Origin of the sequence: Shewanella sp. BJSY2023SW007 (assembly GCF_047314525.1) — a bacterium.
GTDB classification, from domain to species: Bacteria; Pseudomonadota; Gammaproteobacteria; order Enterobacterales; family Shewanellaceae; genus Shewanella; species Shewanella chilikensis.
In genome coordinates, this window is record NZ_JBKORL010000091.1 from 33,100 (window position 1) to 58,195 (window position 25,096).

At 51.1% G+C, this 25,096-nt stretch carries 17 protein-coding genes and 1 riboswitch; of the genes, 15 read left to right on the plus strand and 2 right to left on the minus strand.

Annotation, left to right across the window (positions count from 1 at the left end; all coding sequences use genetic code 11):
- Positions 1 to 145 precede the first annotated feature (145 nt).
- On the plus strand, positions 146 to 673 hold the full coding sequence (ftnA, locus tag ACMHXE_RS15760) for a non-heme ferritin (protein ID WP_028780740.1): 528 nt from the start codon (positions 146 to 148) through the stop codon (positions 671 to 673).
- A 41-nt stretch (positions 674 to 714) separates the two neighbouring features.
- Here the strand turns inward: ftnA and ACMHXE_RS15765 are convergent, their stop codons facing one another.
- The gene (locus tag ACMHXE_RS15765; RefSeq protein WP_165565938.1) at positions 715 to 3,912 is read right to left on the minus strand and encodes an EAL domain-containing protein; all 3,198 of its coding nucleotides are present in this window, start codon (positions 3,910 to 3,912) and stop codon (positions 715 to 717) included.
- Positions 3,913 to 4,171: 259 nt separating this feature from the next.
- On the minus strand, positions 4,172 to 4,825 hold the full coding sequence (gene ribB / locus ACMHXE_RS15770) for a 3,4-dihydroxy-2-butanone-4-phosphate synthase (RefSeq protein WP_025009206.1): 654 nt from the start codon (positions 4,823 to 4,825) through the stop codon (positions 4,172 to 4,174).
- Between the two features lie 113 nt (positions 4,826 to 4,938).
- Positions 4,939 to 5,125, minus strand: a riboswitch (FMN riboswitch).
- Between the two features lie 324 nt (positions 5,126 to 5,449).
- Between ribB and ACMHXE_RS15775 the strand changes: the two genes are divergently transcribed.
- From ACMHXE_RS15775 to tuf, 14 genes are all read left to right on the plus strand, one after another.
- Positions 5,450 to 7,588, plus strand: coding sequence for a S9 family peptidase (locus ACMHXE_RS15775; RefSeq protein WP_413732764.1), 2,139 nt, complete (start codon positions 5,450 to 5,452; stop codon positions 7,586 to 7,588).
- Positions 7,585 to 7,860 (plus strand): GIY-YIG nuclease family protein, encoded by a 276-nt coding sequence (locus ACMHXE_RS15780; protein ID WP_165565940.1) that lies wholly within the window; start codon positions 7,585 to 7,587, stop codon positions 7,858 to 7,860. The genes ACMHXE_RS15775 and ACMHXE_RS15780 overlap by 4 nt, the downstream gene beginning before the upstream one ends.
- Positions 7,861 to 8,611: 751 nt before the next feature.
- The gene (secE, locus tag ACMHXE_RS15785) at positions 8,612 to 8,992 is read left to right on the plus strand and encodes a preprotein translocase subunit SecE (protein WP_039034630.1); all 381 of its coding nucleotides are present in this window, start codon (positions 8,612 to 8,614) and stop codon (positions 8,990 to 8,992) included.
- A gap of 8 nt (positions 8,993 to 9,000) precedes the next feature.
- Entirely contained in the window at positions 9,001 to 9,552 is a 552-nt protein-coding gene (nusG, locus tag ACMHXE_RS15790) for a transcription termination/antitermination protein NusG (RefSeq protein ID WP_025012047.1), read from the plus strand.
- 123 nt (positions 9,553 to 9,675) lie between these two features.
- Positions 9,676 to 10,104, plus strand: a complete 429-nt coding sequence (gene rplK, locus ACMHXE_RS15795; RefSeq protein WP_101095066.1) for a 50S ribosomal protein L11 — start codon at positions 9,676 to 9,678, stop codon at positions 10,102 to 10,104.
- A gap of 4 nt (positions 10,105 to 10,108) precedes the next feature.
- Positions 10,109 to 10,810: a 50S ribosomal protein L1 gene (gene rplA, locus ACMHXE_RS15800; protein ID WP_039034632.1), complete on the plus strand. Its 702-nt coding sequence runs from the start codon at positions 10,109 to 10,111 to the stop codon at positions 10,808 to 10,810.
- 262 nt (positions 10,811 to 11,072) lie between these two features.
- Entirely contained in the window at positions 11,073 to 11,573 is a 501-nt protein-coding gene (gene rplJ, locus ACMHXE_RS15805) for a 50S ribosomal protein L10 (protein WP_039034633.1), read from the plus strand.
- Positions 11,574 to 11,627: 54 nt separating this feature from the next.
- The gene (rplL, locus tag ACMHXE_RS15810) at positions 11,628 to 11,996 is read left to right on the plus strand and encodes a 50S ribosomal protein L7/L12 (protein WP_039034634.1); all 369 of its coding nucleotides are present in this window, start codon (positions 11,628 to 11,630) and stop codon (positions 11,994 to 11,996) included.
- A gap of 233 nt (positions 11,997 to 12,229) precedes the next feature.
- Positions 12,230 to 16,261, plus strand: coding sequence for a DNA-directed RNA polymerase subunit beta (rpoB, locus tag ACMHXE_RS15815; RefSeq protein ID WP_101055852.1), 4,032 nt, complete (start codon positions 12,230 to 12,232; stop codon positions 16,259 to 16,261).
- A gap of 84 nt (positions 16,262 to 16,345) precedes the next feature.
- Positions 16,346 to 20,557, plus strand: coding sequence for a DNA-directed RNA polymerase subunit beta' (rpoC, locus tag ACMHXE_RS15820; RefSeq protein WP_039034636.1), 4,212 nt, complete (start codon positions 16,346 to 16,348; stop codon positions 20,555 to 20,557).
- A 178-nt stretch (positions 20,558 to 20,735) separates the two neighbouring features.
- On the plus strand, positions 20,736 to 21,110 hold the full coding sequence (gene rpsL / locus ACMHXE_RS15825) for a 30S ribosomal protein S12 (protein ID WP_025012042.1): 375 nt from the start codon (positions 20,736 to 20,738) through the stop codon (positions 21,108 to 21,110).
- 76 nt (positions 21,111 to 21,186) lie between these two features.
- The gene (gene rpsG, locus ACMHXE_RS15830) at positions 21,187 to 21,657 is read left to right on the plus strand and encodes a 30S ribosomal protein S7 (RefSeq protein WP_025012041.1); all 471 of its coding nucleotides are present in this window, start codon (positions 21,187 to 21,189) and stop codon (positions 21,655 to 21,657) included.
- Between the two features lie 72 nt (positions 21,658 to 21,729).
- The gene (gene fusA, locus ACMHXE_RS15835) at positions 21,730 to 23,826 is read left to right on the plus strand and encodes an elongation factor G (RefSeq protein ID WP_025012040.1); all 2,097 of its coding nucleotides are present in this window, start codon (positions 21,730 to 21,732) and stop codon (positions 23,824 to 23,826) included.
- 80 nt (positions 23,827 to 23,906) lie between these two features.
- Positions 23,907 to 25,091 (plus strand): elongation factor Tu, encoded by a 1,185-nt coding sequence (gene tuf / locus ACMHXE_RS15840; RefSeq protein ID WP_071239068.1) that lies wholly within the window; start codon positions 23,907 to 23,909, stop codon positions 25,089 to 25,091.
- The last annotated feature ends 5 nt before the right edge of the window (positions 25,092 to 25,096 follow it).

Here is a 25,096-nt window from a genome sequence, read left to right on the forward strand (position 1 = left end):
GCGCCAAATAGCAAATGAGAATTCAAGTTAAATGAAAAGTGTTTTCATTATAAATCATTGCGTTAGGTAAAGATTCTTGCATTTGTTGTGTCCCTTGATAACAATAGCGCCCATGAAACAGATACCCGAAATGAGAGGCAAGGATATGTTGGCACAAGCCATGATTGATAAGTTGAACGAGCAGATCAATATGGAGTTTTTCTCCTCTAACCTGTATCTGCAGATGAGCGCCTGGTGTGAAGACAAAGGCTTTGAAGGCGCGGCCAAGTTCCTGCGGGATCACGCCGATGAAGAGATGCAGCATATGCGCCGTCTGTTCACCTATGTGAGTGAAACCGGTGGCATGCCTCTGCTGGGCGCCATTGAAGCTCCAAAGGCCAATTTTGAATCCCTGCTGTCCCTGTTCGAGTACACTTACGAGCACGAGCAGCTGATCACCAGCAAGATCAATGCTTTGGCTCATACCGCCTTCACGACTCAAGATTATTCTACCTTCAACTTCCTGCAGTGGTATGTGGCCGAGCAGCACGAAGAAGAGAAGCTATTCAAGTCGATTGTCGACAAGATCCGCCTGGTGGGCGAGGATGGCAAGGCGCTGTTCCTGGTGGACAAGGACCTGATGCAACTGGCGAGCGAAGGTGGCGAGACAGTGATGAATGCACAGATGGCTTAAGGCTATCCGCTGATGACAAGAGCAGCCTTAAGGCTGCTTTTTTATGCCAGAAGCTGACGAATGAAAGTTTCACCCTGAGCGAGGATCGGAGTCAGGCTCTTGGCCGGCAGCGGTCTTGAAAGCAGATAGCCCTGGCCAAAATCACAGCCCATGGACTTGAGCAAGATCCATTGCGCGCGGGTCTCTATGCCTTCTGCCACCAGTTGTAAGTCCAGGCTCTTGCCCATCATGACTATTGCCCGCACCAGGCTGGCATCGGCCTCATTCACCAAGGCATTATCGACAAAACTTTTGTCGATTTTGATCACTGAGATAGGGAACTTACGCAGATAGCTCAAGGAGGAGAAGCCGGTTCCAAAATCATCCATATGAATCGTCACCCCGAGTTGGCGAATGCTGTTGAGCACCTCCAAACAATGGGGACTGTCGTCCAGCAACATGGATTCGGTGATTTCTATGTGCAGTCTCTCGGCGGCTATGCCGTGACGTTTGATGGCGTCGGCCAGCAAGGTGTCGAAGCGTACCCCACTGACATTGATACACTGGCGGCTGGAGACGTTGATCGCCATATCCAGCTTTATTCCCTTGGCATGCCAATGGCTTAGGTCTTTCAGTGCTTGTTCCAGTACCCATTCGCCTATCGGCTCTATTAGGCCGTTGTTCTCTGCGATAGGAATGAATTTCTCCGGCGAAACCCAGCCATATTCGGGGTCATTCCAGCGTATCAACGCCTCGACAGAGGTGATTTGGCCGGTTTCCATAGAAACTATGGGTTGATAATGCAAGCAAAACTCTTGATGCAACACGGCGCTTCTTAGATGTTGCTCCAACTGCAAGCGCTCCAGCATGCTGGCGTTCATGCTGGGAGTGAAATACTGGTAGTTGTCGCGGCCGTTGTCTTTGGCGCTGTACATGGCGGTTTCTGTGTTGCGGGTCAAGGCATCTATGTCATCGCCGTCCTCGGGATAGACACCTATACCAAAGCTGACCGAGATCAGGGTGTCCTGACCATCGATATCGAAGCTATTGCCGAACAGGGCTTTTACTCTGTCGGCTACTGCTGTCAGGGCGGCATCATTCTTATAGTGTGGCAAGATCACGGCAAATTCATCGCCCCCTATGCGGGCGACAAACTTCTGTTCATCCGGGAGTGACTCCAATCTTCTCGCCACCTGTTGTAACAGTAGATCACCGCGTTTGTGGCCCAGTACATCATTGATATATTTGAACCTGTCGAGATCGATCAACAGAATTGCCAGTTTGTGACCATGAATACGGGCCTGTAACAGCTCGTGGTGCAGCCGCTCGTTGAACATCTTGCGGTTAGGCAGCTTGGTCAGAATATCGAAATGAGCCTGATACCAGATGTCCTGCTCGTATTTTTTACGGTGGCTGATATCGACAAACAAACCTATGTGTTTGAGTATATTGTTGTTATCGTCTCTAACCAGGGTGATGGCCAAGTACTCAGGATAAATTTCACCGTCTTTGCGCTTATTCCAGATCTCGCCTTCCCATTTGTTATTGGTCAGCAGGCTATCCCACATATTACTGAAGAAGGCATCATCGTGGCGATAGGAGTTGAGTATTGAAGGATTCTTGCCCTTGACCTCTTCCAGCTTGTAACCGGTAATGCGGCTGAATGCCGGGTTGACCAGTTCAATACGGTTATTGGCATCTGTGATGACAATCCCCTCGCCGGAGTAGTCGAATACCGCAGCGGCCTGTTTCAACTGTTGATAGGATTTTTGCCTTTCATTAAGCATTTGTCCCAGAGCCTTGGCCATGTCGGCCAATTCATCCTTACCCTCGACCTTGATATCCAGATCCAGATTAGGATCCTTGGTCATCAAGCGCATGTTGTTGGCTATAGCATAGATACGCCTGAGCAGATTGTGACTCAGGGCCCGGCCAAGAAACAACAGCAGGCCGATAGTGACGGCGGCTGAAAGGAGATAGAGGGCAATAAGGCGCAGCGATTGGGCGCGCTGAGCGTTGGAAAGATTGAGAATATCATCGGAAATACTGTCGGCTATGGCATCCATTTGGCGGATCCTTTCACTGGCCAACTGCCACCAGACTTCGGGAGTCACAGGTGGCTTGGGTTGGGTCAGGGCCTTCAGAGCATCGAGCATCTGCTCGTCGGAAATCTGCACCAGGGAGTCTATCTCTTTCACCTTGGCCCCCCGGCTTTGCATGGATGCTATCAGCTGCATCTTGTGGCGATATTCGTTGAGTTTGTCCTCGATTTGGGCGATCGCCTGTTGTTGTGTATTAGAGAGCACCCGGTTTGAGCTTAGTTTGTTGAGGATCTGCTCCAGTGATTCCAGTTTGCTATAGAAGCCTTGTTGGTACCTGCTTTCTCCCCGAAGAAGAAAGTTTTTAAACTCATGCAATAGGCCGCCATAACCCAGCTGGGAGCTGAACTTGTGTGCCTGGCGCGTGATGGCATCTTGTTGGCGCAGTTGTTCCCTGACGTTATTCAATGCCCGACTCTTATTATCCTGCAGCATGGTTTGCAAGCGTTGTTTGTGTTCTGCTATAGCACTGGCCCGGAACAGATCTATGCTCTGATCTTGCTCTGTTATTAATGCCAACAGCTGTTCATAACTGTCGGTATCAAACTGACGTTTCAGCAGCATGCCGTTGATCAGGCCGCGCTCGCGCACCGCCAATTCCTGAATCCGCAATAGTGCAGCCAGGTCGGCATAGGCTCTGGCCTGTTGTACATTGCTTGACAGGGATTGCAGATTAGCTATACCCAGCAGGAGTTCGTAGTTAAAGTCGGAATAGAAATTCAGTGCGTCGCTTTCGTCGCGGCTCAATAGTTCGCGCCGGTTGTTTTCCAGAGCCTGCTTGCCGAGCCGCAGAGCTTCCAGTTTGGTTTGTAGCAGATGCTGGGCCGTAGGAGACAGTTGTTCAGGGAGTTGCAATAAGTGGGGAGAGTTTTGCAGGGCGGTTATCTGTGCCGATACCCGCTGCTGCTGCACCTGCAGACTATCGGTAAAGCACTTACCATCGCAGGCGATATAGGCGGCGCTGAGACCACGTTCCTGCTGCAATTCGTAGATGAGATCGGCCAGGCGACGCCCTACCTCGACGGCATGATAACTTTGGTTGGCCAAACGATAGTTATGCAGCAGTTCAAATAAACGCACACAACCCAGTAGGCTGAGAACCAAAACAGGCACTAAGGCAAACAAGAGTAATTTGCGCTTTAGGCTCAGTTGGCTTAACACCTATGGCTCTCCTCGAAATCCTAACTGATAAAGACCTGCCTGTAAGCTATTGGGATACAGGCAATAACTCTCGATAAGTAACATATTGCCTATCAGGGGGCGACCCGTTATTCAAGGATTTCTAATCTAGGTCACGAAAATAAACCTTAAAAAGAAAAGGGTTAATGTAAGCCTTGTTGTAACCTAGTTTGCTGGTTTGTTTAAATCAAAAGCGGCTATGTAGCCGCTTTTGATTAAATAGTTAGAGAGTGCTGGTTTATTAGCCTGCGTTGGCCAGCAGAGATTCGCGATAGCTGACAATATCCTCGATGGAAAGAACCGGCAGGTCGTGTTTGTCACCAAAGGCAATGATTTGTGGCAGTCTGGCCATGGTGCCATCCGGATTGGTCACCTCGCACAGCACTCCGGCGGGTTTTAGGCCTGCCAGTTGCATCAAGTCCACAGTGCCCTCTGTGTGACCGCGGCGGGTCATCACACCACCGGGCTGAGCCCGCAGCGGATAGACGTGTCCTGGGCGGGCCAGGTCTTCCGGTTTGGCGTTGTCGGCAATGGCGGTCTTGATAGTCGTCACCCGGTCGGCAGCGGAAACCCCTGTCGTGACTCCGACTTTGGCCTCAATGCTTACGGTAAAGGCGGTGCCGAACTGGCTGGAGTTGTTTTCCACCATGGGCGGCAACTGCAGCGCCTTGATTTTCTCGTCGGTAAGGCAAAGACAGACAATGCCGCTGCATTCGCGGATCAGCATCGCCATCTGGGCGTTGGTCAGACTCTCGGCGGCGAAGATAAGATCGCCTTCGTTTTCTCTGTCTTCATCGTCGACCACCAAAACACCGCGGCCTTGACGCAGTGCTTCCAGGGCGGTTTCGACTCTTTCAATCGGGGTGCCAAAAGGCGCTAATAATGACTGATTCATGGTAAAAATCCTTAAATTACGGCTTGGGTTTTCCAGAATCAGGGCAAAGAAAGGAATAGTGGCCTCTCTGCCGCTGGCAGAGACGTATCACTAAGCGGATCGCCTGGCGGCAATCTGATTCTCTTTCATCCGGACTGAGCCATCTAAATGGCAACACCGTCGGCTCTGGAATAGTCACGCTAGGTCGTGATGACACCAGATCTGCTGACCCCGCCAGAATCTGGCGGGCGCTCGCGGGCTTTCATGTCGCTGACATGATTTACCGCCGGTGGGGAATTTCACCCCGCCCTGAGAATTGACCCGTCACTTATATGTGGCAGGCGGCAACAGCATGCGCCTGTTACATACAAATGACAAGCGGACAGGGTCACATTTTCTGCGGGTGAAGGGGAGCCTTTGAGAGTAGGGCTTAGATGGCAGGGCTTGCCGTTGGCGCCGGTCGGCGTCACTATATGCAGGCGGCCTGTAGTCGAGGGAGTAGGCCGCTGATATTAATGCTTCTCAGGCTAAGGAAGGTGCGAACAAGTCCCATGTGTGCTCTGCGTCGGCTTACGGGCCTGGATGCAAGGCGTGGTTCGCAGCAAATGGCCCTAGTTCTTTGCAAGAATTCCCTAAGGAAAAGTGATGAGTCGAGCAGGATCCCTGATGTTGGTTTTAGGCACAGCCTTGTGGCTGTGCGGATGCAGTGGAATGAATTCAGAAAATAAGCTGGTGGCACCGGTTGCCGAAAAACGTCCCCACACCATGAGTCTCCACGGTGTGACCAGGACAGATGACTATTATTGGCTGCGTGACGATGAACGTAAGGCTCCGGACGTTATCGACTATCTGGAGCGGGAAAACGCCTATACCGCCGCGCGTCTTAAACCTTGGGAACCGCTGAAACAGAAACTGTTTAAAGAGCTGACCTCCAGGCTGGAGCAGGATGAGAGCAGCGTGCCATATCGCTGGCATAACCATTGGTATTATCGCCGTTTCGAGGCTGGGCTGGAGTATCCGGTGATCGCCAGAAGCCGTGAATTCAATGGTGAAGAGCAGTTGTTGCTAGATGTTAACCGGCGCGCCGAGGGGCAGGAGTTTTACGCTCTGGGCGGAGTGTCTGTCAGCCCGGATGAGCAGATACTGGCCTTTGCCGAGGATACCCTCAGCCGCCGTATTTACAGCGTCTATTTTAAAGATCTTGCCACAGGTGAACAGCTTGCCGACAAGCTGACGGGCGTCGATGGCCGGGTGGTCTGGAGCAATGACAACCGTTATGTGTTCTATATCGCCAAAGACCCACAGACCCTGCTGGGATACCAGGTTTTCCGGCACAAGCTGGGAAGCCCTCAGAGCGAGGATCTGCTGGTTTATGAAGAGCAGGACGATACCTTCTATATCTCCCTCGGCAAGAGTCTGGATGAATCCCTGATTGTATTGCACCACGAGAGCACCACGACCAGTGAAGTTTCCCTGCTCGATGCCAACGCCCCGCTCGGCGAATTCCGGGCGTTTCTGCCGCGGGAAGAGGGCCACGAATACAGCATCGCCAAACGAGGAGATGAATTTTTCATCCTTAGCAACTGGCAGGCGACCAATTTCAGGCTGATGAAAACCACGGCTGCCGATGCCGGCGACAAGCGCAAGTGGCAACAGGTGCTGGCCCATGATCCCGAGGTGCGCCTCGAAGACCTGTTATTGCTGGACGATTATCTGATAGTACAGAGCCGCAGAAAGGGGCTGAGCCATATCAAGGTCTATCCCCATACCGATCTCAGCCGGGGCTATGAATTGACCTTTGATGACCCGGCCTATGTGGTTGGTCTGGATATCAATCCCAGCCAGCACAGTCGCGAACTGAGGTTATATTACTCGAGCCCGACTACCCCCGAGAGTATTTACAGCTATCAACTGGATAAGCCGGGCGAGCGCAAACTGCTCAAGCAGGAAAAAGTCTTGGGGGACTTCGAGCCCGGCAACTATCAGGCCGAGCGCTTGCTGATCCCGGCCCGTGACGCTGCCCAGGTGCCCGTGACTCTGGTGTATCGCAAGGACAAGTTCCGTAAAGACGGCAGCAACCCACTGTATCAGTACGGTTATGGTGCCTACGGCCATATCATAGAGCCGGATTTCGATGCCTCTATTCTCAGCCTACTGGATCGTGGCGTGGTCTATGCCATTGCCCATGTCCGGGGCGGAGAGATGCTCGGCAGGCCTTGGTATGATGATGGCAGGCTGTTTAATAAACGAAACAGTTTCAATGACTTTGAAGACACTACCCGGGCACTTTTGGATCTGGGTTATGCCGCACCCGGCAAAGTAGTTGCCGCCGGTGGCAGTGCCGGTGGTTTATTGATGGGCGCCGTGGTCAATCAGGCTCCGGATATTTACCTGGCGGTGGCCGCCCATGTGCCCTTTGTGGATATAGTAACCACCATGCTTGATGAGTCGATTCCGCTGACGACCAATGAATATGATGAGTGGGGCAACCCCAATGACAAGTCCTACTTTGACTATATGTTGAGTTACTCGCCCTATGACAACATTCGCCATCAGGCCTACCCGCATCTGTTGGTGACCACAGGGCTGCACGACTCTCAGGTGCAGTATTTTGAGCCAGCCAAGTGGGTGGCCAAACTCAGGGACTACAAGACGGACGACAATCTGCTGTTGTTACAGACGGATATGGAGGCCGGCCATGGCGGCAAGAGCGGACGTTTCCGGCAATTTGAAGATACCGCGCTGGAATATGCCTTCTTCCTCGGCCTGTTGGGACTGGAATGAGTGGTGATAACTGGCAGTTGTATATCCTGCGCTGCGCCGGGGGCGAACTGTACACAGGGATCACCAAGGATGTGCCCCGGCGCCTGCAGGAGCATCAGAGTGGCGGCCCCAAAGCCGCCAAATATCTGCGCGGTCGCGGGCCTTTGCAACTCGTTTATCGTGAAGAGATTGGCAGCCACGGTGATGCCCTGCGGCGGGAAATGGCGGTAAAAAAGCTGAGTAAGCGCGCCAAACTGAGTTTGATTGCCAAGTCCGCAGTTATGCCGGGGTGAGCGACCTTAAAAAAGGAGCAGGAGCGCCAATGGCCGGGCCATTACAGCGGGCGCTTCCTGCGGTCGGGAAGAGGGTCCCCAAGGAGGGGGTGATGGCTCATCAGCGATGGCCCATCAGCAAGATAGTGACAAAGAGCCGCGGCCGGCGAGTTCCACAACGCCAGTCGATGGCTGTTTCTCTTACCACCTAAAGCAGAAAACATGCCAAAGCAATAACACATTGTTTATATTTGTTATTCTTGCGGCCATCTTGAAGTAAGTGTCCGCACTAGTGTCCTCTTTCCTTAAAAAGTGACCGATTTGGCTATTCGGGTGTCCGCCGGACACTCAAACCGGATCGTAAAGTGGTCCATTTAAAGGTTGGCTAGTGAGGCGAGCAGGAAACCAGTTGCATGCTTGATGTTACACTCTCGAACAGATAGAAAACTCGGTAGCTTATTGTTTCCGAGCGGACGAATTGATTTTCGAGCCTTTTTGGGAAAAGTATTGGTCCTGGATTTGGTTCTTGGCATCAAGGCGCTTAACTGTGTTTTTTGTTAACTGACACAAAGAGTCCGGCTTTCTCTTGGTTTCGCCCCGTGTATCCTTGATAACAAAGTTGATTAAGAATACAATCTATGGCCGATTTTTGTGCCCTGAGCCGGAGAATTCTCGTCAGGGGCGAGTTCGAAAGCGGGCTGGCGCTGAATTAAGCCTTAAACTTACTCAGCTGTCCCTAGGCTCAGGTCGTAATGAGTAACGGAATTAACCGATGACAACAAATACTGAAAACCAGGGCAACTCTCTGGATATCGTAAAGTGGGTAGTAGCTATACTACTGGTGGCTGCAGCGATTGTTGGCAACCAGATGTACAACGACAGTGAAATCTTCACTCTGCCAATCCGCGCAGCGGGTGTGGTTGTCGTATTTGCTATTGCAGGTTTTATAGCCCTGCAAACGATTAAGGGTAAGCAAGCATTGGCCTTTGCCCGTGAGTCACAAATCGAAGTGCGCAAAGTTGTATGGCCTACTCGCCAAGAGGCGTTGAATACCACCTTTATCGTACTGGCTGCGACAGGTATCCTGGCCTTGATCCTTTGGGGATTGGATGCGGTATTGCTGCGCATTGTCAACTTTATTACTGGCGTATAGGCACTAGAATGACTGAAGCTAAAGAAGCTAAGAAAAGATGGTATGTGGTTCAGGCTTTTTCCGGTTATGAAGGCCGTGTATGTAAGTCTTTGCTTGAACACATCAAAATGCATGGTATGGAAGAGTTCTTCGGCGAAGTACTGGTTCCTACCGAAGAAGTCGTGGAAATGCGTGCCGGCCAACGCCGCAAGAGTGAGCGTAAGTTCTTCCCCGGTTATGTGCTGGTACAGATGGAAATGAACGATCAAAGCTGGCACTTGGTGAAGAGTATTCCTCGAGTGATGGGCTTTATTGGTGGTACTTCAGATCGCCCAGCACCTATTTCTGATAAGGAAGCCGAGGCTATCCTGCGTCGCTTGCAGGAGACGACTGATTCTCCGACTCATCGCGTTATGTTCGAACCCGGCGAAGTGGTTCGGGTTACCGATGGTCCATTTGCCGACTTCAACGGTACTGTTGAGGAAGTGGATTATGACAAGAACCGCGTTAAGGTGTCTGTGATGATCTTCGGCCGCTCAACTCCGGTTGAGTTGGACTTCAATCAGGTCGAAAAATCCTGATTAAATAAAATACAAAATCCGTTTGGCAACGGGTGCGGATTTCTATATAATCCGCACCCGTTGTTTTCGGGGAGCTCAAGGCATGTTGCCTGAGCGTTTGAACCCAAACTGAGGAAATGTCAGATGGCAAAGAAAATTGAAGCTTACATCAAGCTGCAAGTAGCAGCCGGTGCTGCAAACCCGTCTCCACCAGTTGGTCCAGCTCTGGGTCAGAAAGGTGTGAACATCATGGAATTCTGTAAAGCATTCAACGCTCGTACTGAAAAGTTCGAAAAAGGTATGCCAATTCCAGTAGTGATCACTGTTTACAATGATCGCTCATTCACTTTCGAAACCAAGACTCCACCTGCAGCCTTCTTGCTGAAGAAAGCCGCTGGCCTGAAGTCAGGTTCTGCCCGCCCTAACACTCAGAAAGTGGGTACTATCAAGCGTAGCCAGGTTCAGGAGATTGCTGAAACCAAGGCAACCGATATGACTGGTGCTGACATTGAAGCGATGATTCGCTCAATCGAAGGTACTGCGCGTTCCATGGGTTTGGTAGTAGAGGACTAATATAATGGCAAAGCTGACTAAGCGCATGCGCACCATCCGCGAGAAAGTGGACGTAACCAAAGCATACGACATCAACGAAGCTGTAGCTCTGCTGAAAGAACTGGCTACTGCCAAGTTCGTTGAGAGCGTAGACGTTGCCGTTAACCTGGGTGTTGATCCTCGTAAATCTGACCAAAACGTTCGTGGTGCTACTGTGCTGCCACACGGTACCGGTCGTGAAGTACGTGTTGCTGTATTCACTCAAGGTGCCAATGCCGAAGCTGCGAAAGAAGCTGGTGCTGAACTGGTAGGTATGGAAGATCTGGCTGAGCAGGTGAAAGCCGGCGAAATGAACTTCGACGTAGTTATCGCATCTCCTGATGCAATGCGCGTTGTTGGTATGCTGGGTCAAATTCTGGGCCCACGCGGCCTGATGCCTAACCCTAAAACCGGTACTGTAACTCCTAACGTTGCCGAAGCTGTTAAGAACGCCAAGGCAGGTCAGGTTCGTTACCGTAACGACAAGAACGGTATCATCCACACTACTATCGGTAAAGTGGACTTCGAAACTGTTCAACTGAAAGAAAACCTGGAAGCACTGCTGTCTGCACTGAGAAAGGCTAAGCCTGCTGCAGCCAAAGGTCAGTATGTGAAGAAGGTAAGCATCTCCACCACTATGGGTGCAGGTGTAGCTGTCGACCAGAACACTCTGGACGCTGCTAGCTAATTTTACAAAATGCGCGTGTTAGCCTATAATGCGCGCACTTTTGTGGGTTGGAACCTATGACGGGTGTTTTCACTCTGATGGGTTTCCGTCCAAGACCGCAGGTGTTGACCGTCTGGAATACTTAATTTCCTGCGTAGACGGTGTCAGGCCCCAGATAGATTTATTTCTGCTGGATTATCTGCACCGTAAGTAACTGAGTACGTTTGTATTCAGTATGGTAAACACTGGGGGATTCCCCAGGTAGAATCCAGGAGTAAAGCCAATGGCATTAAGACTCGAAGACAAAAAAGCGATTGTTGCTGAAGTCAACGAAGCTGCCAAAGGTGCGCTTTCTGCAGTTGTCGCCGATTCACGCGGTGTAACTGTAGGTGCTATGACAGTTCTGCGTAAGACTGCTCGCGCAAACGGTGTGTATGTACGTGTAGTACGTAACACTCTGGCTCGCCGCGCAGTAGAAGGCACTGCTTTTGAGTGTCTGACAGAGGTGTTCTCTGGCCCAACTTTGATTGCTTTCTCTAACGAGCACCCAGGTGCTGCAGCTCGTCTGTTAAAAGACTTTGCTAAAGAGCAAGCCGCTTTCGAAGTTAAAGGTGCAGCTTTTGAAGGGGAATTCATCCCTGCAGCTGACATTGATCGTTTGGCAAAACTGCCAACTTACGAAGAAGCACTGGCACAGCTGATGATGACTATGAAAGAAGCATCTGCTGGCAAGTTCGTTCGTACTCTGGCCGCTCTGCGCGATCAAAAACAAGAAGCCGCTTAATCTCAAGCTGGCTGCTTAACAGAATTGAATTCAGAACAATAGGAAACATTTGTTATGTCTATCACTAAAGACCAAATCCTTGAAGCCTTTGCAGCTATGTCTGTAATGGAAGTTGTTGAACTGATCGAAGCTATGGAAGAGAAGTTCGGCGTATCTGCTGCTGCTGCAGTAGTTGCTGGCGGCGCTGGTGAAGCTGCTGCTGCTGAAGAGAAAACCGAGTTCGACGTAGTTATGACTTCTCACGGTGACAACAAAGTTGCTGTGATCAAGGCTGTACGTGGTGCCACAGGTCTGGGTCTGAAAGAAGCCAAAGCTATGGCTGAATCTGCTCCAGTAGCTGTTAAAGAAGGCGTCTCTAAAGAAGAAGCTGAAGCTCTGAAGAAAGATCTTGAAGAAGCTGGTGCTCAAGTAGAGATCAAGTAAGTCATACTGACTTACAATCACCCAAGCCAATTGGGTGGAGGCTGGCGGTTTTTTGACCGTCGGCCTTTTTTGCGCTGTAAGCGTTGGCGATTTTTTTCACCGTTTGTCGCCAGATTTTGCAGTCCCTAGCAGTGATTATTGGTTAGGTTCTTGCCATCAACGGTGATGGGCAAACGTGCTGGATTAACTGTGTTGATTCAGTCTTGGTCACATCTCGCAAGCAGAGGAAACCCATGGTTTACTCCTATTCTGAAAAGAAGCGTATTCGCAAAGACTTCGGTAAGCGTCCACAGGTATTGGACATCCCTTACCTGTTGTCTATTCAGTTAGACTCTTTTAAGAAGTTCACCGATCAAGATCCTACCGGTGAGCGTGGCCTAGAGGCCGCCTTCCGTAGCGTTTTTCCCATCAAGAGCTTTTCTGGTAATTCAGAACTGCAGTACGTCAGCTATAAGCTGGGCGAGCCTGTTTTTGATGTGAAAGAGTGTCAAATCCGCGGTGTGACATACTCCGCTCCACTGCGCGTTAAGCTGCGCATGGTGCTGTATGATCGTGAAGCTGCCGCCGGCACTGTAAAAGATATTAAAGAACAAGAAGTCTATATGGGGGATATCCCTCTGATGACTGAAAACGGTACCTTTGTTATCAATGGTACTGAGCGTGTTATCGTATCTCAGTTGCACCGTAGCCCAGGTGTGTTCTTCGACCACGACCGTGGTAAGACACACTCCTCAGGTAAAGTGCTGTATAACGCGCGTATTATTCCTTACCGCGGTTCATGGCTCGACTTCGAGTTCGACCCTAAAGATGCGTTGTTTGTACGTATCGACCGTCGCCGTAAGTTGCCTGCCAGCATCATTCTGCGTGCCCTGGAATATTCTACTCAGGATATCCTCGACATCTTCTTCGAGCGTATTGACTTCAAGATCAAGAAAGATTCTCTGGTCATGACACTGGTTCCTGAGCGTCTGCGTGGCGAAACTGCCAGCTATGACATCAAGGACTCAGAAGGCACTGTGCTGGTAGAGAAGGGCCGTCGTATCACTGCCCGTCATATTCGCCAACTGGAAAAAACCAACACCACTGAACTGGAAGTCCCGGTTGAGTATATTGTTGGTAAAGTTGCGGCTCAGGACTATATCGATCCTGACACAGGTGAAGTACTGGTTACTGCCAACAACGAGATCAGCCTGGAAGACCTGGCCAATCTGTCACTGGCCGGTATCAAAGAGATCAGCACTCTGTACATCAATGAGCTGGATCACGGTGCTTATATCTCTGACACCCTGCGTATTGACTCAACCACCAACCGTTTGGAAGCGCTGGTTGAAATCTATCGCATGATGCGTCCTGGCGAGCCACCAACCAAGGATGCAGCCGAAGCTCTGTTCCAGAATCTGTTCTTCAGCGAAGAGCGCTATGACCTGTCTAAAGTGGGCCGGATGAAGTTCAACCGTCGTCTCGAAATCGACGAGAACGAAGGTACCGGTGTACTGACCAAAGAAGACATAGTTGCCGTAATGAAGAAGATCATCGAAATCCGTAACGGTTTTGATGAAGTCGATGATATCGACCACCTGGGTAACCGTCGTATCCGTAGCGTTGGCGAAATGGCCGAGAACCAGTTCCGTGTCGGTCTGGTACGTGTTGAGCGCGCAGTACGTGAACGTCTGTCTCTGGGCGATCTGAACGAGCTGATGCCTCAGGATCTGATCAACGCCAAGCCAATTTCTGCCGCAGTGAAGGAGTTCTTCGGTTCTTCTCAGCTGTCGCAGTTTATGGATCAGAACAACCCGCTGTCAGAAGTGACTCACAAGCGCCGTATTTCGGCTCTTGGTCCTGGCGGTTTGACCCGTGAGCGTGCCGGCTTCGAAGTTCGAGACGTGCACCCAACTCACTACGGTCGTCTGTGTCCAATTGAGACTCCTGAAGGTCCAAACATTGGTTTGATCAACTCACTGTCTACCTTTGCCCGTACCAACTCATACGGCTTCCTGGAAACACCTTATCGCAAGGTGATCGACAGTGTGGTTACCGATGAAGTGGAATATCTGTCAGCCATCGAAGAAGGTCGCTATGTGATTGCACAGGCCAACATCGAGCTCGACAACGAAGGCCGCATTGTGGAAGAGCAGGTTGCCTGTCGCCACAAGGGTGAATCTACCTTTATGCGCGCTTCAGATATCCAGTATATGGACGTATCTCCGCAGCAGATCATCTCTGTGGCGGCATCTTTGATCCCATTCCTTGAGCACGACGACGCTAACCGTGCATTGATGGGTGCAAACATGCAACGTCAGGCTGTACCAACACTCAAGTCAGAGAAGCCTCTGGTGGGTACAGGTATTGAACGTACACTGGCTGTTGACTCAGGCGTGGTTGTGGCTGCCAAACGTGGCGGCGTGATCGACTATGTTGATGCCAGCCGCATCGTGGTTAAGGTTAACGAAGATGAGCTGCGCCCAGGCGAAGCCGGTATCGATATCTACAACCTGACCAAGTACACTCGCTCCAACCAGAACACCTGCATCAACCAGCGTCCATGCTGTAGCGTAGGTGAGCCTGTGGTGCGTGGTGACGTGCTGGCCGATGGTCCGTCAACCGACTTGGGCGACCTGGCTCTGGGTCAGAACATGCGCGTGGCCTTCATGCCATGGAACGGTTACAACTTTGAGGATTCCATCCTCATCTCCGAGCGCGTAGCGCAGGAAGACCGTTTCACCACTATCCACATTCAGGAACTGTCCTGTATTGCCCGTGACACCAAGCTGGGTAGCGAAGAGATCACTGCCGACATCCCTAACGTAGGTGAGTCTGCACTGAGCAAGCTGGATGAATCCGGTATCGTTTACATCGGCGCCGAAGTTAAAGGCGGTGACATTCTGGTTGGTAAGGTAACGCCTAAGGGTGAAACTCAGCTGACTCCGGAAGAGAAACTGCTGCGGGCTATTTTCGGTGAGAAAGCGTCTGACGTTAAAGACAGCTCTCTGCGTGTACCTAACTCAGTGAAGGGTACAGTTATCGACGTGCAAGTCTTCACCCGTGACGGTGTTGAAAAAGACAAGCGCGCCATCGAAATCGAAGAGATGCACATTGCTCAAGCCCGTAAGGACTTGACTGAAGAGTTCAAGATCCTTGAAGAAGGTGTACTGAGCCGTGCCCGTAACCTGCTGCTGAGCGCCGGTTTCAGTGAAGCCAAATTGGCCGAACTGCCACGCAAAGACGTATTGGTTCAGGTTATCGACGATGAAGCCAAGCAAACCGAACTGGAACAGCTGGCTGAACAGCACGAAGAGCTGAAAGCCGACTTTGACAAGAAGTTTGAAATCAAGCGTCGCAAGATCACCCAAGGTGATGATCTGGCTCCAGGCGTACTGAAGATCGTTAAGGTTTACCTGGCGGTTAAGCGTACCATCCAGCCTGGTGATAAGATGGCCGGTCGTCACGGTAACAAGGGTGTGATCTCCAAGATCTGTCCTATCGAAGATATGCCATACGACGAGCAGGGTAACCCTGTCGACATCGTACTGAACCCTCTGGGTGTACCTTCGCGGATGAACATAGGTCAGGTACTGGAAGTTCACTTGGGTGCTGCGGCTAAAGGTATTGGTAATCGCATCAATGCCATGCTGGAAGAACAGCGTGAGCTGGCCGAACTGCGTGGCTACATCAAACAGGTCTATGAACTGGGCGATGAAGTGAAGCAGCGCGTGGATATCGATTCATTTACCGATGATGAAGTTCTGCGTCTGGCCAAACACCTGAAGGATGGTCTGCCAACGGCAACCCCAGCCTTCGACGGTGCCAAAGAAAAAGAGATCAAGCAGATGCTTGAGCTCGCAGGTCTGCCGACTTCCGGTCAGCTGAATCTGTTTGATGGTCGTACCGGTAACCAGTTCGAGCGTCCTGTGACCGTAGGTTACATGTACATGCTCAAACTGAACCACTTGGTTGATGACAAGATGCACGCCCGTTCTACCGGTTCGTACAGCTTGGTTACTCAGCAGCCTCTGGGCGGTAAAGCTCAGTTCGGTGGTCAGCGTTTCGGTGAGATGGAAGTGTGGGCCCTGGAGGCATACGGTGCTGCGTATACTCTGCAGGAAATGCTCACAGTGAAATCGGATGACGTTAACGGTCGTACTCAGATGTACAAGAACATCGTTGACGGTAACCATCAGATGCAGCCAGGAATGCCAGAGTCCTTCAACGTATTGCTGAAGGAGATCCGTTCTCTCGGTATCAACATCGAGTTGGATCAAGAGTAAGACGCGGTTTAAAGCCTGCGTTTGGCAACGAATTGGTGCTCCGCGAGAGCGGGGCACCGGGTTTAACTCCTTCAGGAGAGAAACGTGAAAGACTTATTAAAGTTTCTGAAACAGCAAAGCAAGACTGAAGAATTTGAAGGCATCAAGATCGGCCTGGCGTCGCCTGATCTGATCCGTTCTTGGTCATTTGGTGAAGTTAAGAAGCCTGAAACCATCAACTACCGTACATTCAAGCCTGAGCGTGAAGGCCTGTTCTGTGCCCGTATCTTTGGCCCGGTCAAAGATTACGAGTGTCTGTGCGGTAAGTACAAGCGTCTCAAGCACCGCGGTGTGATCTGTGAGAAGTGTGGCGTTGAAGTGACCCAGACCAAAGTACGTCGTGAGCGTATGGGCCACATCGAACTGGCCAGCCCAGTTGCCCACATCTGGTTCCTCAAGTCACTGCCATCCCGTATCGGTCTGATGCTGGACATGACTCTGCGTGATATTGAGCGAGTACTCTACTTCGAATCTTACGTGGTTATCGAGCCAGGCATGACCAGCCTGGAGCGCGGTCAAATGCTGACCGAAGAAACCTACCTGGATGCGCTGGAAGAGTATGGTGACGAGTTTGAAGCCAAGATGGGTGCCGAAGCGGTTCTGGAACTGCTGCGCGCTATCGATCTGGAGAAAGAAGTTGAGCAGATGCGCGAAGAGCTGCCATCTATCAACTCTGAGACCCGTCGCAAGAAAGTCACCAAGCGTTTGAAGCTGGTTGAGGCCTTCTACCATTCAGGCAACAAGCCAGAGTGGATGATCCTCAAGGTGTTGCCGGTTCTGCCACCTGATCTGCGTCCTCTGGTTCCACTGGACGGTGGCCGTTTCGCGACTTCAGATCTGAACGATCTGTATCGCCGCGTGATCAACCGTAACAACCGTTTGAAGCGTCTGCTGGATCTGGCTGCTCCGGATATCATAGTTCGCAACGAAAAGCGTATGTTGCAGGAATCTGTTGATGCCCTGCTGGATAACGGTCGTCGCGGTCGTGCCATTACCGGTTCCAACAAGCGTCCTCTGAAGTCCTTGGCCGACATGATCAAGGGTAAGCAAGGTCGTTTCCGTCAGAACCTGCTGGGTAAGCGTGTTGACTACTCAGGCCGTTCGGTAATTACCGTGGGCCCAACTCTGCGTCTGCACCAGTGTGGTCTGCCGAAGAAAATGGCGCTGGAACTGTTCAAACCATTCATCTACGGCAAGCTGGAAGGTCGTGGCCTGGCCACTACCATCAAAGCTGCCAAGAAGATGGTTGAGCGTGAAGTTGCCGAGGTTTGGGACGTACTGGATGAAGTGATCCGCGAACACCCCGTGATGCTGAACCGTGCACCAACACTGCACCGTTTGGGTATCCAGGCGTTCGAACCTGTACTGATCGAAGGTAAAGCGATTCAACTGCACCCATTGGTGTGTGCGGCTTATAACGCCGACTTCGATGGTGACCAAATGGCGGTACACGTGCCTCTGACGCTGGAAGCCCAGCTGGAAGCCCGTGCGTTGATGATGTCAACCAACAACATTCTGTCACCTGCCAACGGTGAGCCGGTTATCACTCCTTCTCAGGACGTGGTACTGGGTCTGTACTACATGAGCCGTGAGCGCGTAAATGGCCGCGGTGAAGGTATGGCCTTTGAGTCTGTTGCCGAAGCCGAGAAAGCCTATCGCACAGGTGCCGCTGAGCTGCACGCCCGGGTTAAAGTTCGTATCACCGAAACTCATATCGATGAGAACGGTGAGCGCACCCAGCAGCGCCGCATTGTCGACACCACAGTAGGTCGTGCTCTGTTGTCACTGATCCTGCCAGCCGGTATGTCTTTTGATCTGGTTAACCAGAACATGGGCAAGAAGCAGATCTCCCGTTTGCTGAACACCTGCTACCGTCAGCTGGGTCTGAAAGATACTGTTATCTTTGCTGACCAACTGATGTACACAGGTTTCCAATACGCCACTATCTCTGGTGCCTCTGTCGGTATCAACGATATGGAAATTCCGGAAGCCAAGTACAAGCTGGTTGCCGACGCAGAAGCCGAAGTTCTGGAAATCCAGGAACAGTTCCAGTCTGGTCTGGTAACTGCCGGTGAGCGTTACAACAAGGTTATCGATATCTGGGCCAGCGCCAACGAGAAAGTCTCCAAGGCGATGATGGAAAACCTGTCTTCCGAAGTGGTTATCAACCGCGATGGTGAAGAAGAGAAACAGGCTTCCTTCAACAGCATCTACATGATGGCCGACTCAGGCGCTCGTGGTAGTGCCGCTCAGATCCGTCAGTTGGCGGGTATGCGTGGTCTGATGGCCAAGCCAGACGGCTCTATCATCGAAACGCCCATCGTGGCGAACTTCCGTGAAGGTCTGAACGTACTGCAGTACTTTATTTCAACCCACGGTGCTCGTAAGGGTCTGGCGGATACCGCACTTAAGACAGCAAACTCAGGTTACCTGACTCGTCGTCTGGTGGATGTTGCCCAGGATCTGGTCGTTATCGAAGATGACTGTGGTACTCACGAAGGTCTGATCATGAAACCGCTGATTGAAGGTGGTGACGTGGTTGAGCCACTGCGTGAGCGGGTACTGGGTCGTGTTGTTGCCGAGGATGTTTACTATCCTGGTTCCGACGAAGTCCTGGCGCCACGTAACACTTTGCTGGATGAGGCATGGTGTGACAAGCTGGAAGAGTACAGCGTTGACGAAGTTAAAGTTCGCTCTGTGATCTCCTGTGATACCGACTTCGGTGTTTGCGCCAAGTGTTACGGTCGTGACCTGGCCCGTGGTCACCTGATCAACCAAGGTGAAGCAATCGGTGTTGTTGCTGCTCAGTCAATCGGTGAGCCTGGTACACAGCTGACGATGCGTACCTTCCACATCGGTGGTGCGGCATCCAGGGCTTCTGCAGAAAACAACGTTCAGGTGAAGAACGCCGGTAACCTGAAGCTGCATAACGCCAAGTTCGTTAAGAACAGCGATGGCAAGTTGGTTATCGTATCGCGCTCGTCTGAGCTGGCGATTATTGATGAACTGGGCCGTGAGAAAGAGCGCTACAAAGTGCCTTACGGTACTGTGCTCGAAACGCTGGAAGGCGCTGAAGTTAACGCTGGCCAGACCATCGCTAACTGGGATCCGCATACTCACCCAATCATCACTGAAGTGGCGGGTTATGTGAAGTTTGAGCAGATGATTGACGGTGTCACCATCTCGCGTCAAACCGACGAGCTGACCGGTCTGTCTTCCATCGTGGTATTGGATGTGGCCCAGCGCCCAAGCGCCGGCAAAGAAATGCGTCCAATGATCCGTTTGGTTGACGAAAACGGTAATGACCTGACCATTCCCGGTACCGACGTACCTGCGCAGTACTTCCTGCCCAGCAATGCGATCGTAAACCTGGAAGATAATGCTCAGATCAGCGTTGGTGATGCACTGGCTCGTATTCCTCAGGAATCGTCCAAGACTCGCGATATTACCGGTGGTCTGCCAAGGGTTGCTGACCTGTTCGAAGCCCGTAAGCCAAAAGAGCCTGCGATTCTGGCTGAGATCAGCGGTACCATCTCCTTCGGTAAAGAGACCAAAGGTAAGCGTCGTCTGGTCATTACCCCTGCTGAAGGCGGTAACCCATACGAAGAGATGATCCCTAAGTGGCGTAACCTGAACGTGTTCGAAGGTGAAAAAGTCGAACGCGGTGAAGTGATCGCCGATGGTCCAGAGTCTGCTCACGATATTCTGCGTCTGCGCGGTATTCACAACGTAGCCAACTACATTGTGAATGAAGTACAGGACGTATATCGTCTGCAGGGTGTGAAGATTAACGACAAGCACATTGAGGTGATCATTCGCCAGATGCTGCGTAAGTGTCTGATCACTGAAGCCGGTGATTCTGAGTTCCTCGAAGGGGAGCAGGTTGAGGTGTCCCGCGTCAAGATCGCTAACCGCGAACTGGAAGAGCAGGGCAAGATTCCGGCCAAGTTCGAACGCGAACTGCTGGGTATCACCAAAGCCTCTCTGGCGACCGAGTCCTTCATCTCCGCGGCCTCGTTCCAGGAAACCACTCGCGTACTGACCGAAGCGGCAGTAGGCGGTAAGAGTGATAACCTGCGCGGTCTGAAAGAGAACGTGATCGTAGGTCGTCTGATCCCGGCCGGTACCGGTTATGCTTACCACAACAACCGTAACCAGGCTCGCGGTGAAGTAGCGACTGAAGCACCTAGCATCAGCGCCAGCGAAGCCGAACAGAACCTGGCCGATCTGTTGAACCTGGCTGGCAGTCAGGAATAAGTAGCATAGATGTTACAAAAGGCGCCGAAAGGCGCCTTTTTCATTGGAATACGCTGCAAAAGTTGGCTATTTCTTGACAGCCAAGCCTTACCTTTCTAAAATTCCGCGTCCCACTATTGTGGGATTAGATTTTTCACACCTTATTGTTGAGTTGAAATCAACTGATTCGGAGCTATACATGGCAACTGTAAACCAGTTGGTACGTAAGCCTCGCGCACCTAAAGTCGAAAAGACTAACGTGCCTGCGTTGAACGCGTGCCCACAAAAGCGTGGTGTTTGTACTCGTGTGTACACCACTACTCCAAAAAAACCTAACTCTGCACTACGTAAAGTAGCTCGTGTGCGTCTGACCAACGGTTTCGAAGTAACTTCGTACATCGGCGGTGAAGGCCACAACCTGCAGGAACACAGTGTAATCCTGATCCGTGGTGGTCGTGTTAAAGACTTACCTGGTGTGCGTTATCACACTGTTCGTGGCGCCCTGGACTGTGCTGGTGTGACTTCACGTCGCCAAGCTCGTTCTAAGTACGGTGCTAAGCGTCCTAAGTCTTAATGGTTTTCCGTTAAGTAAGGCCAAGCTAAATATAAATTCCAGTTTTGGAAATACCTGAAGCATACGGAGAATAGTTATGCCAAGACGTCGCGTAGTAGGACAACGTAAAATCCTACCTGATCCAAAGTTTCAAAGTGAGTTGCTGGCTAAGTTCATCAACGTCATTATGCAGGACGGCAAAAAGTCGACTGCTGAAAAAATTATCTACAAAGCACTGGATGTTGTAGCCGATAAGAAAGGCGAAGAGCATCTGGTTATCCTTGAAGCAGCCCTGGAAAACGTTCGCCCAGCGGTAGAGGTTAAGTCTCGCCGTGTTGGTGGTTCTACTTACCAGGTTCCATGTGAAGTTCGTCCAGTTCGTCGTAACGCACTGGCGATGCGCTGGTTGGTTGAAGCTGCTCGTAAGCGTGGTGAAAAATCTATGGCTCTGCGCCTGGCAGGTGAACTGCTGGACGCTTCCGAAAACAAAGGTACTGCCGTTAAGAAGCGCGAAGACGTGCATCGTATGGCAGAAGCCAACAAAGCGTTTGCTCATTACCGTTGGTAATATCGGGCGCGGGCTTGCCCGCGCTTTCTCTGACATTGCTAAGATTTTTATCTTAGTCAAGAGGGTATAATCGTGGCTCGTACAACTCCAATTGAGCGTTATCGCAACATAGGTATTTGTGCTCACGTTGACGCAGGTAAAACTACTACCACAGAGCGAGTCCTGTTCTATACAGGGGTAAACCACAAGATGGGTGAAACCCATGACGGTGCGTCTACCACTGACTGGATGGTTCAGGAGCAGGAGCGGGGTATTACTATTACCTCTGCGGCTGTTACTACGTTCTGGCGCGGTATGGATGCCCAGTTTACTGAGCATCGTATCAATATCATCGATACCCCAGGTCACGTCGATTTTACTATTGAGGTAGAGCGTTCTCTGCGCGTACTTGACGGTGCTGTAGTGGTCTTTTGTGGTTCTTCTGGTGTGGAACCTCAGTCTGAGACCGTATGGCGTCAGGCCGACAAGTATCATGTCCCCCGTCTGGTGTTCGTCAATAAGATGGACCGTGCCGGTGCCGACTTTGATCGCGTAGTAGGACAGATCCGTAACCGTCTCGGTGCAACTTGTGTGCCTATTCAATTGAATATTGGTACAGAAGAAAACTTTAGCGGGGTTATCGATCTCATCAAGATGAAAGCCATCAACTGGAATGAAGAAGACCAGGGCCTGACTTTCACTCACGAAGAGATCCCAGAGCATTTGCTTGCCAAGGCAACCGAAATGCGCGAATACCTGGTAGAGAGTGCCGCAGAGGCTTCTGATGAGCTGATGGACAAATACCTTGAAGAAGGTGAGCTCACAGAAGAAGAGATCAAAAAAGCGCTTCGTCAACGTACTATCAACAACGAAATTGTGCTGGCTACCTGTGGTAGTGCCTTTAAAAATAAAGGCGTACAGGCAGTTCTCGATGCCGTTGTTGAATACCTTCCTGCTCCGGTTGATGTTCCTGCGATTAAGGGCATCGATGATAGAGAACAGGAAGTTGAGCGTGTTTCTGATGACAATGCACCTTTCTCTGCGTTGGCATTCAAAATCGCAACAGACCCATTTGTGGGTACTTTGACCTTTATCCGGGTTTACTCAGGTGTCCTGGAGTCAGGTTCAGCCGTTTACAACTCTGTAAAAGAGAAGCGTGAGCGTATCGGCCGTATCGTGCAGATGCACGCCAACGACCGTAAAGAACTGAAAGAAGTGCGCGCAGGTGATATAGCTGCTGCTATCGGCCTGAAAGATGTGACAACCGGTGACACCTTGTGTGACCCAGACCATAAGGTAATTCTGGAGCGGATGGAATTCCCCGAGCCGGTAATTACCATTGCTGTGGAACCTCGTTCCAAAGCCGACCAGGAAAAGATGGGCATTGCGCTGCAGAAGCTGGCAATGGAAGATCCTTCTTTCCGGGTTGAGACTGATGAGGAGTCGGGTCAGACTCTGATTTCAGGTATGGGTGAGCTACACTTGGACATTATCATCGACCGTATGCGCCGTGAGTTCAGCGTTGAATGTAACGTTGGTAAACCTCAGGTGGCTTATCGTGAAACTATCCGCAGTGCTGTGGAAGTGGAAGGTAAGTTTGTGCGTCAGTCTGGTGGTCGTGGTCAATTCGGTCATGTCTGGCTGAAACTGGAGCCTCGTGAAGAGGGTGCCGGTTATGAGTTTGTCAACGAAATCGTTGGTGGTGTTGTTCCTAGGGAATACATCCCTGCGGTTGACAAAGGGATCCAAGAACAGATGAAGAACGGTGTAGTCGCCGGCTTCCCTGTATTGGACGTGAAGGTCACTCTGTTCGATGGTTCATATCATGATGTGGACTCGAACGAAATGGCGTTCAAAGTTGCAGGTTCTATGGGCTTCAAGAAGGGGGCGCTGCAAGCTAACCCTGTGTTGCTCGAGCCTTGCATGAAGGTTGAAGTGACAACCCCAGAAGACTACATGGGTGACGTAGTAGGTGATCTGAACCGTCGTCGTGGTCTTATCGAAGGTATGGATGACGGCGTCGCCGGTATCAAGATTATTCGAGCTGTGGTACCTTTGGCTGAAATGTTTGGTTATGCAACAGATTTGCGCTCAGCGACTCAGGGTCGGGCTTCATACTCCATGGAGTTTTTGAAGTACTCTGAAGCGCCGCAAAACGTTGCTAAAGCAGTTATCGAAGCTCGTACCTGATTTAGGTAACGGCATTAACTGTTATTTTGATTGATGGTGTCCGGCAGCGCCGGACTCTTCTGAAAAGAAAGGAATATATCGTGTCTAAAGCTAAATTTGAACGTTCCAAGCCCCACGTTAACGTGGGCACCATTGGTCACGTTGACCATGGTAAAACCACTCTGACTGCTGCTATCTCAACTGTACTGTCTAAGACTTACGGTGGTGAGGCGCGTGACTTTGCAGCGATCGATAACGCTCCAGAAGAGCGTGAGCGCGGTATTACCATCAATACCTCTCACATCGAGTATGACACTCCAACTCGTCACTACGCCCACGTAGACTGCCCAGGTCACGCTGACTATGTTAAAAACATGATCACCGGTGCTGCCCAGATGGACGGCGCAATCCTGGTAGTAGCTTCTACTGACGGCCCAATGCCACAGACTCGTGAGCACATCCTGCTGTCTCGTCAGGTAGGTGTACCTTTCATCATCGTATTCATGAACAAGTGTGACATGGTAGACGATGAAGAGCTGCTGGAACTGGTAGAGATGGAAGTTCGTGAACTGCTGTCTGAGTACGATTTCCCAGGTGATGACCTGCCAGTAATTCAGGGTTCTGCTCTGAAAGCTCTGGAAGGCGACGCTCAGTGGGAAGCCAAGATCATTGAACTGGCAGAAGCACTGGATACCTACATCCCTGAGCCAGAGCGTGATATCGATAAGCCATTCCTGCTGCCTATCGAAGACGTATTCTCAATCTCTGGTCGCGGTACTGTAGTAACAGGTCGTGTAGAGCGCGGTATCATCAAAGTTGGTGACGAAGTAGAAATCGTGGGTATCCACGACACTACCAAGACCACCTGTACTGGTGTAGAAATGTTCCGTAAGCTGCTGGACGAAGGTCGTGCCGGTGAGAACTGCGGTATCCTGCTGCGTGGTACCAAGCGTGATGAAGTAGAGCGTGGTCAAGTACTGGCTAAGCCTGGTTCAATCACTCCACACACCAAGTTCGAATCAGAAGTTTACGTCCTGTCTAAAGAAGAAGGTGGTCGTCACACTCCATTCTTCAAAGGCTACCGTCCACAGTTCTACTTCCGTACAACTGACGTGACCGGTACTATCGAACTGCCAGAAGGCGTAGAGATGGTAATGCCAGGTGACAACATCAAGATGACAGTAACTCTGATCTGCCCAATCGCGATGGACGAAGGTCTGCGCTTCGCAATCCGTGAAGGTGGCCGTACAGTTGGTGCTGGTGTTGTAGCTAAGATCATCGCTTAATTGCG

Bases quoted from the DNA above. Each gene is read 5' to 3' on its own strand.
- ftnA (WP_028780740.1), top strand. From the start codon at position 146: ATGTTGGCACAAGCCATGATTGATAAGTTGAACGAGCAGATCAATATG.
- ribB (WP_025009206.1), bottom strand. From the start codon at position 4,825: ATGAATCAGTCATTATTAGCGCCTTTTGGCACCCCGATTGAAAGAGTC.
- ACMHXE_RS15775 (WP_413732764.1), top strand. From the start codon at position 5,450: ATGAGTCGAGCAGGATCCCTGATGTTGGTTTTAGGCACAGCCTTGTGG.
- ACMHXE_RS15780 (WP_165565940.1), top strand. From the start codon at position 7,585: ATGAGTGGTGATAACTGGCAGTTGTATATCCTGCGCTGCGCCGGGGGC.
- secE (WP_039034630.1), top strand. From the start codon at position 8,612: ATGACAACAAATACTGAAAACCAGGGCAACTCTCTGGATATCGTAAAG.
- nusG (WP_025012047.1), top strand. From the start codon at position 9,001: ATGACTGAAGCTAAAGAAGCTAAGAAAAGATGGTATGTGGTTCAGGCT.
- rplK (WP_101095066.1), top strand. From the start codon at position 9,676: ATGGCAAAGAAAATTGAAGCTTACATCAAGCTGCAAGTAGCAGCCGGT.
- rplA (WP_039034632.1), top strand. From the start codon at position 10,109: ATGGCAAAGCTGACTAAGCGCATGCGCACCATCCGCGAGAAAGTGGAC.
- rplJ (WP_039034633.1), top strand. From the start codon at position 11,073: ATGGCATTAAGACTCGAAGACAAAAAAGCGATTGTTGCTGAAGTCAAC.
- rplL (WP_039034634.1), top strand. From the start codon at position 11,628: ATGTCTATCACTAAAGACCAAATCCTTGAAGCCTTTGCAGCTATGTCT.
- rpoB (WP_101055852.1), top strand. From the start codon at position 12,230: ATGGTTTACTCCTATTCTGAAAAGAAGCGTATTCGCAAAGACTTCGGT.
- rpsL (WP_025012042.1), top strand. From the start codon at position 20,736: ATGGCAACTGTAAACCAGTTGGTACGTAAGCCTCGCGCACCTAAAGTC.
- rpsG (WP_025012041.1), top strand. From the start codon at position 21,187: ATGCCAAGACGTCGCGTAGTAGGACAACGTAAAATCCTACCTGATCCA.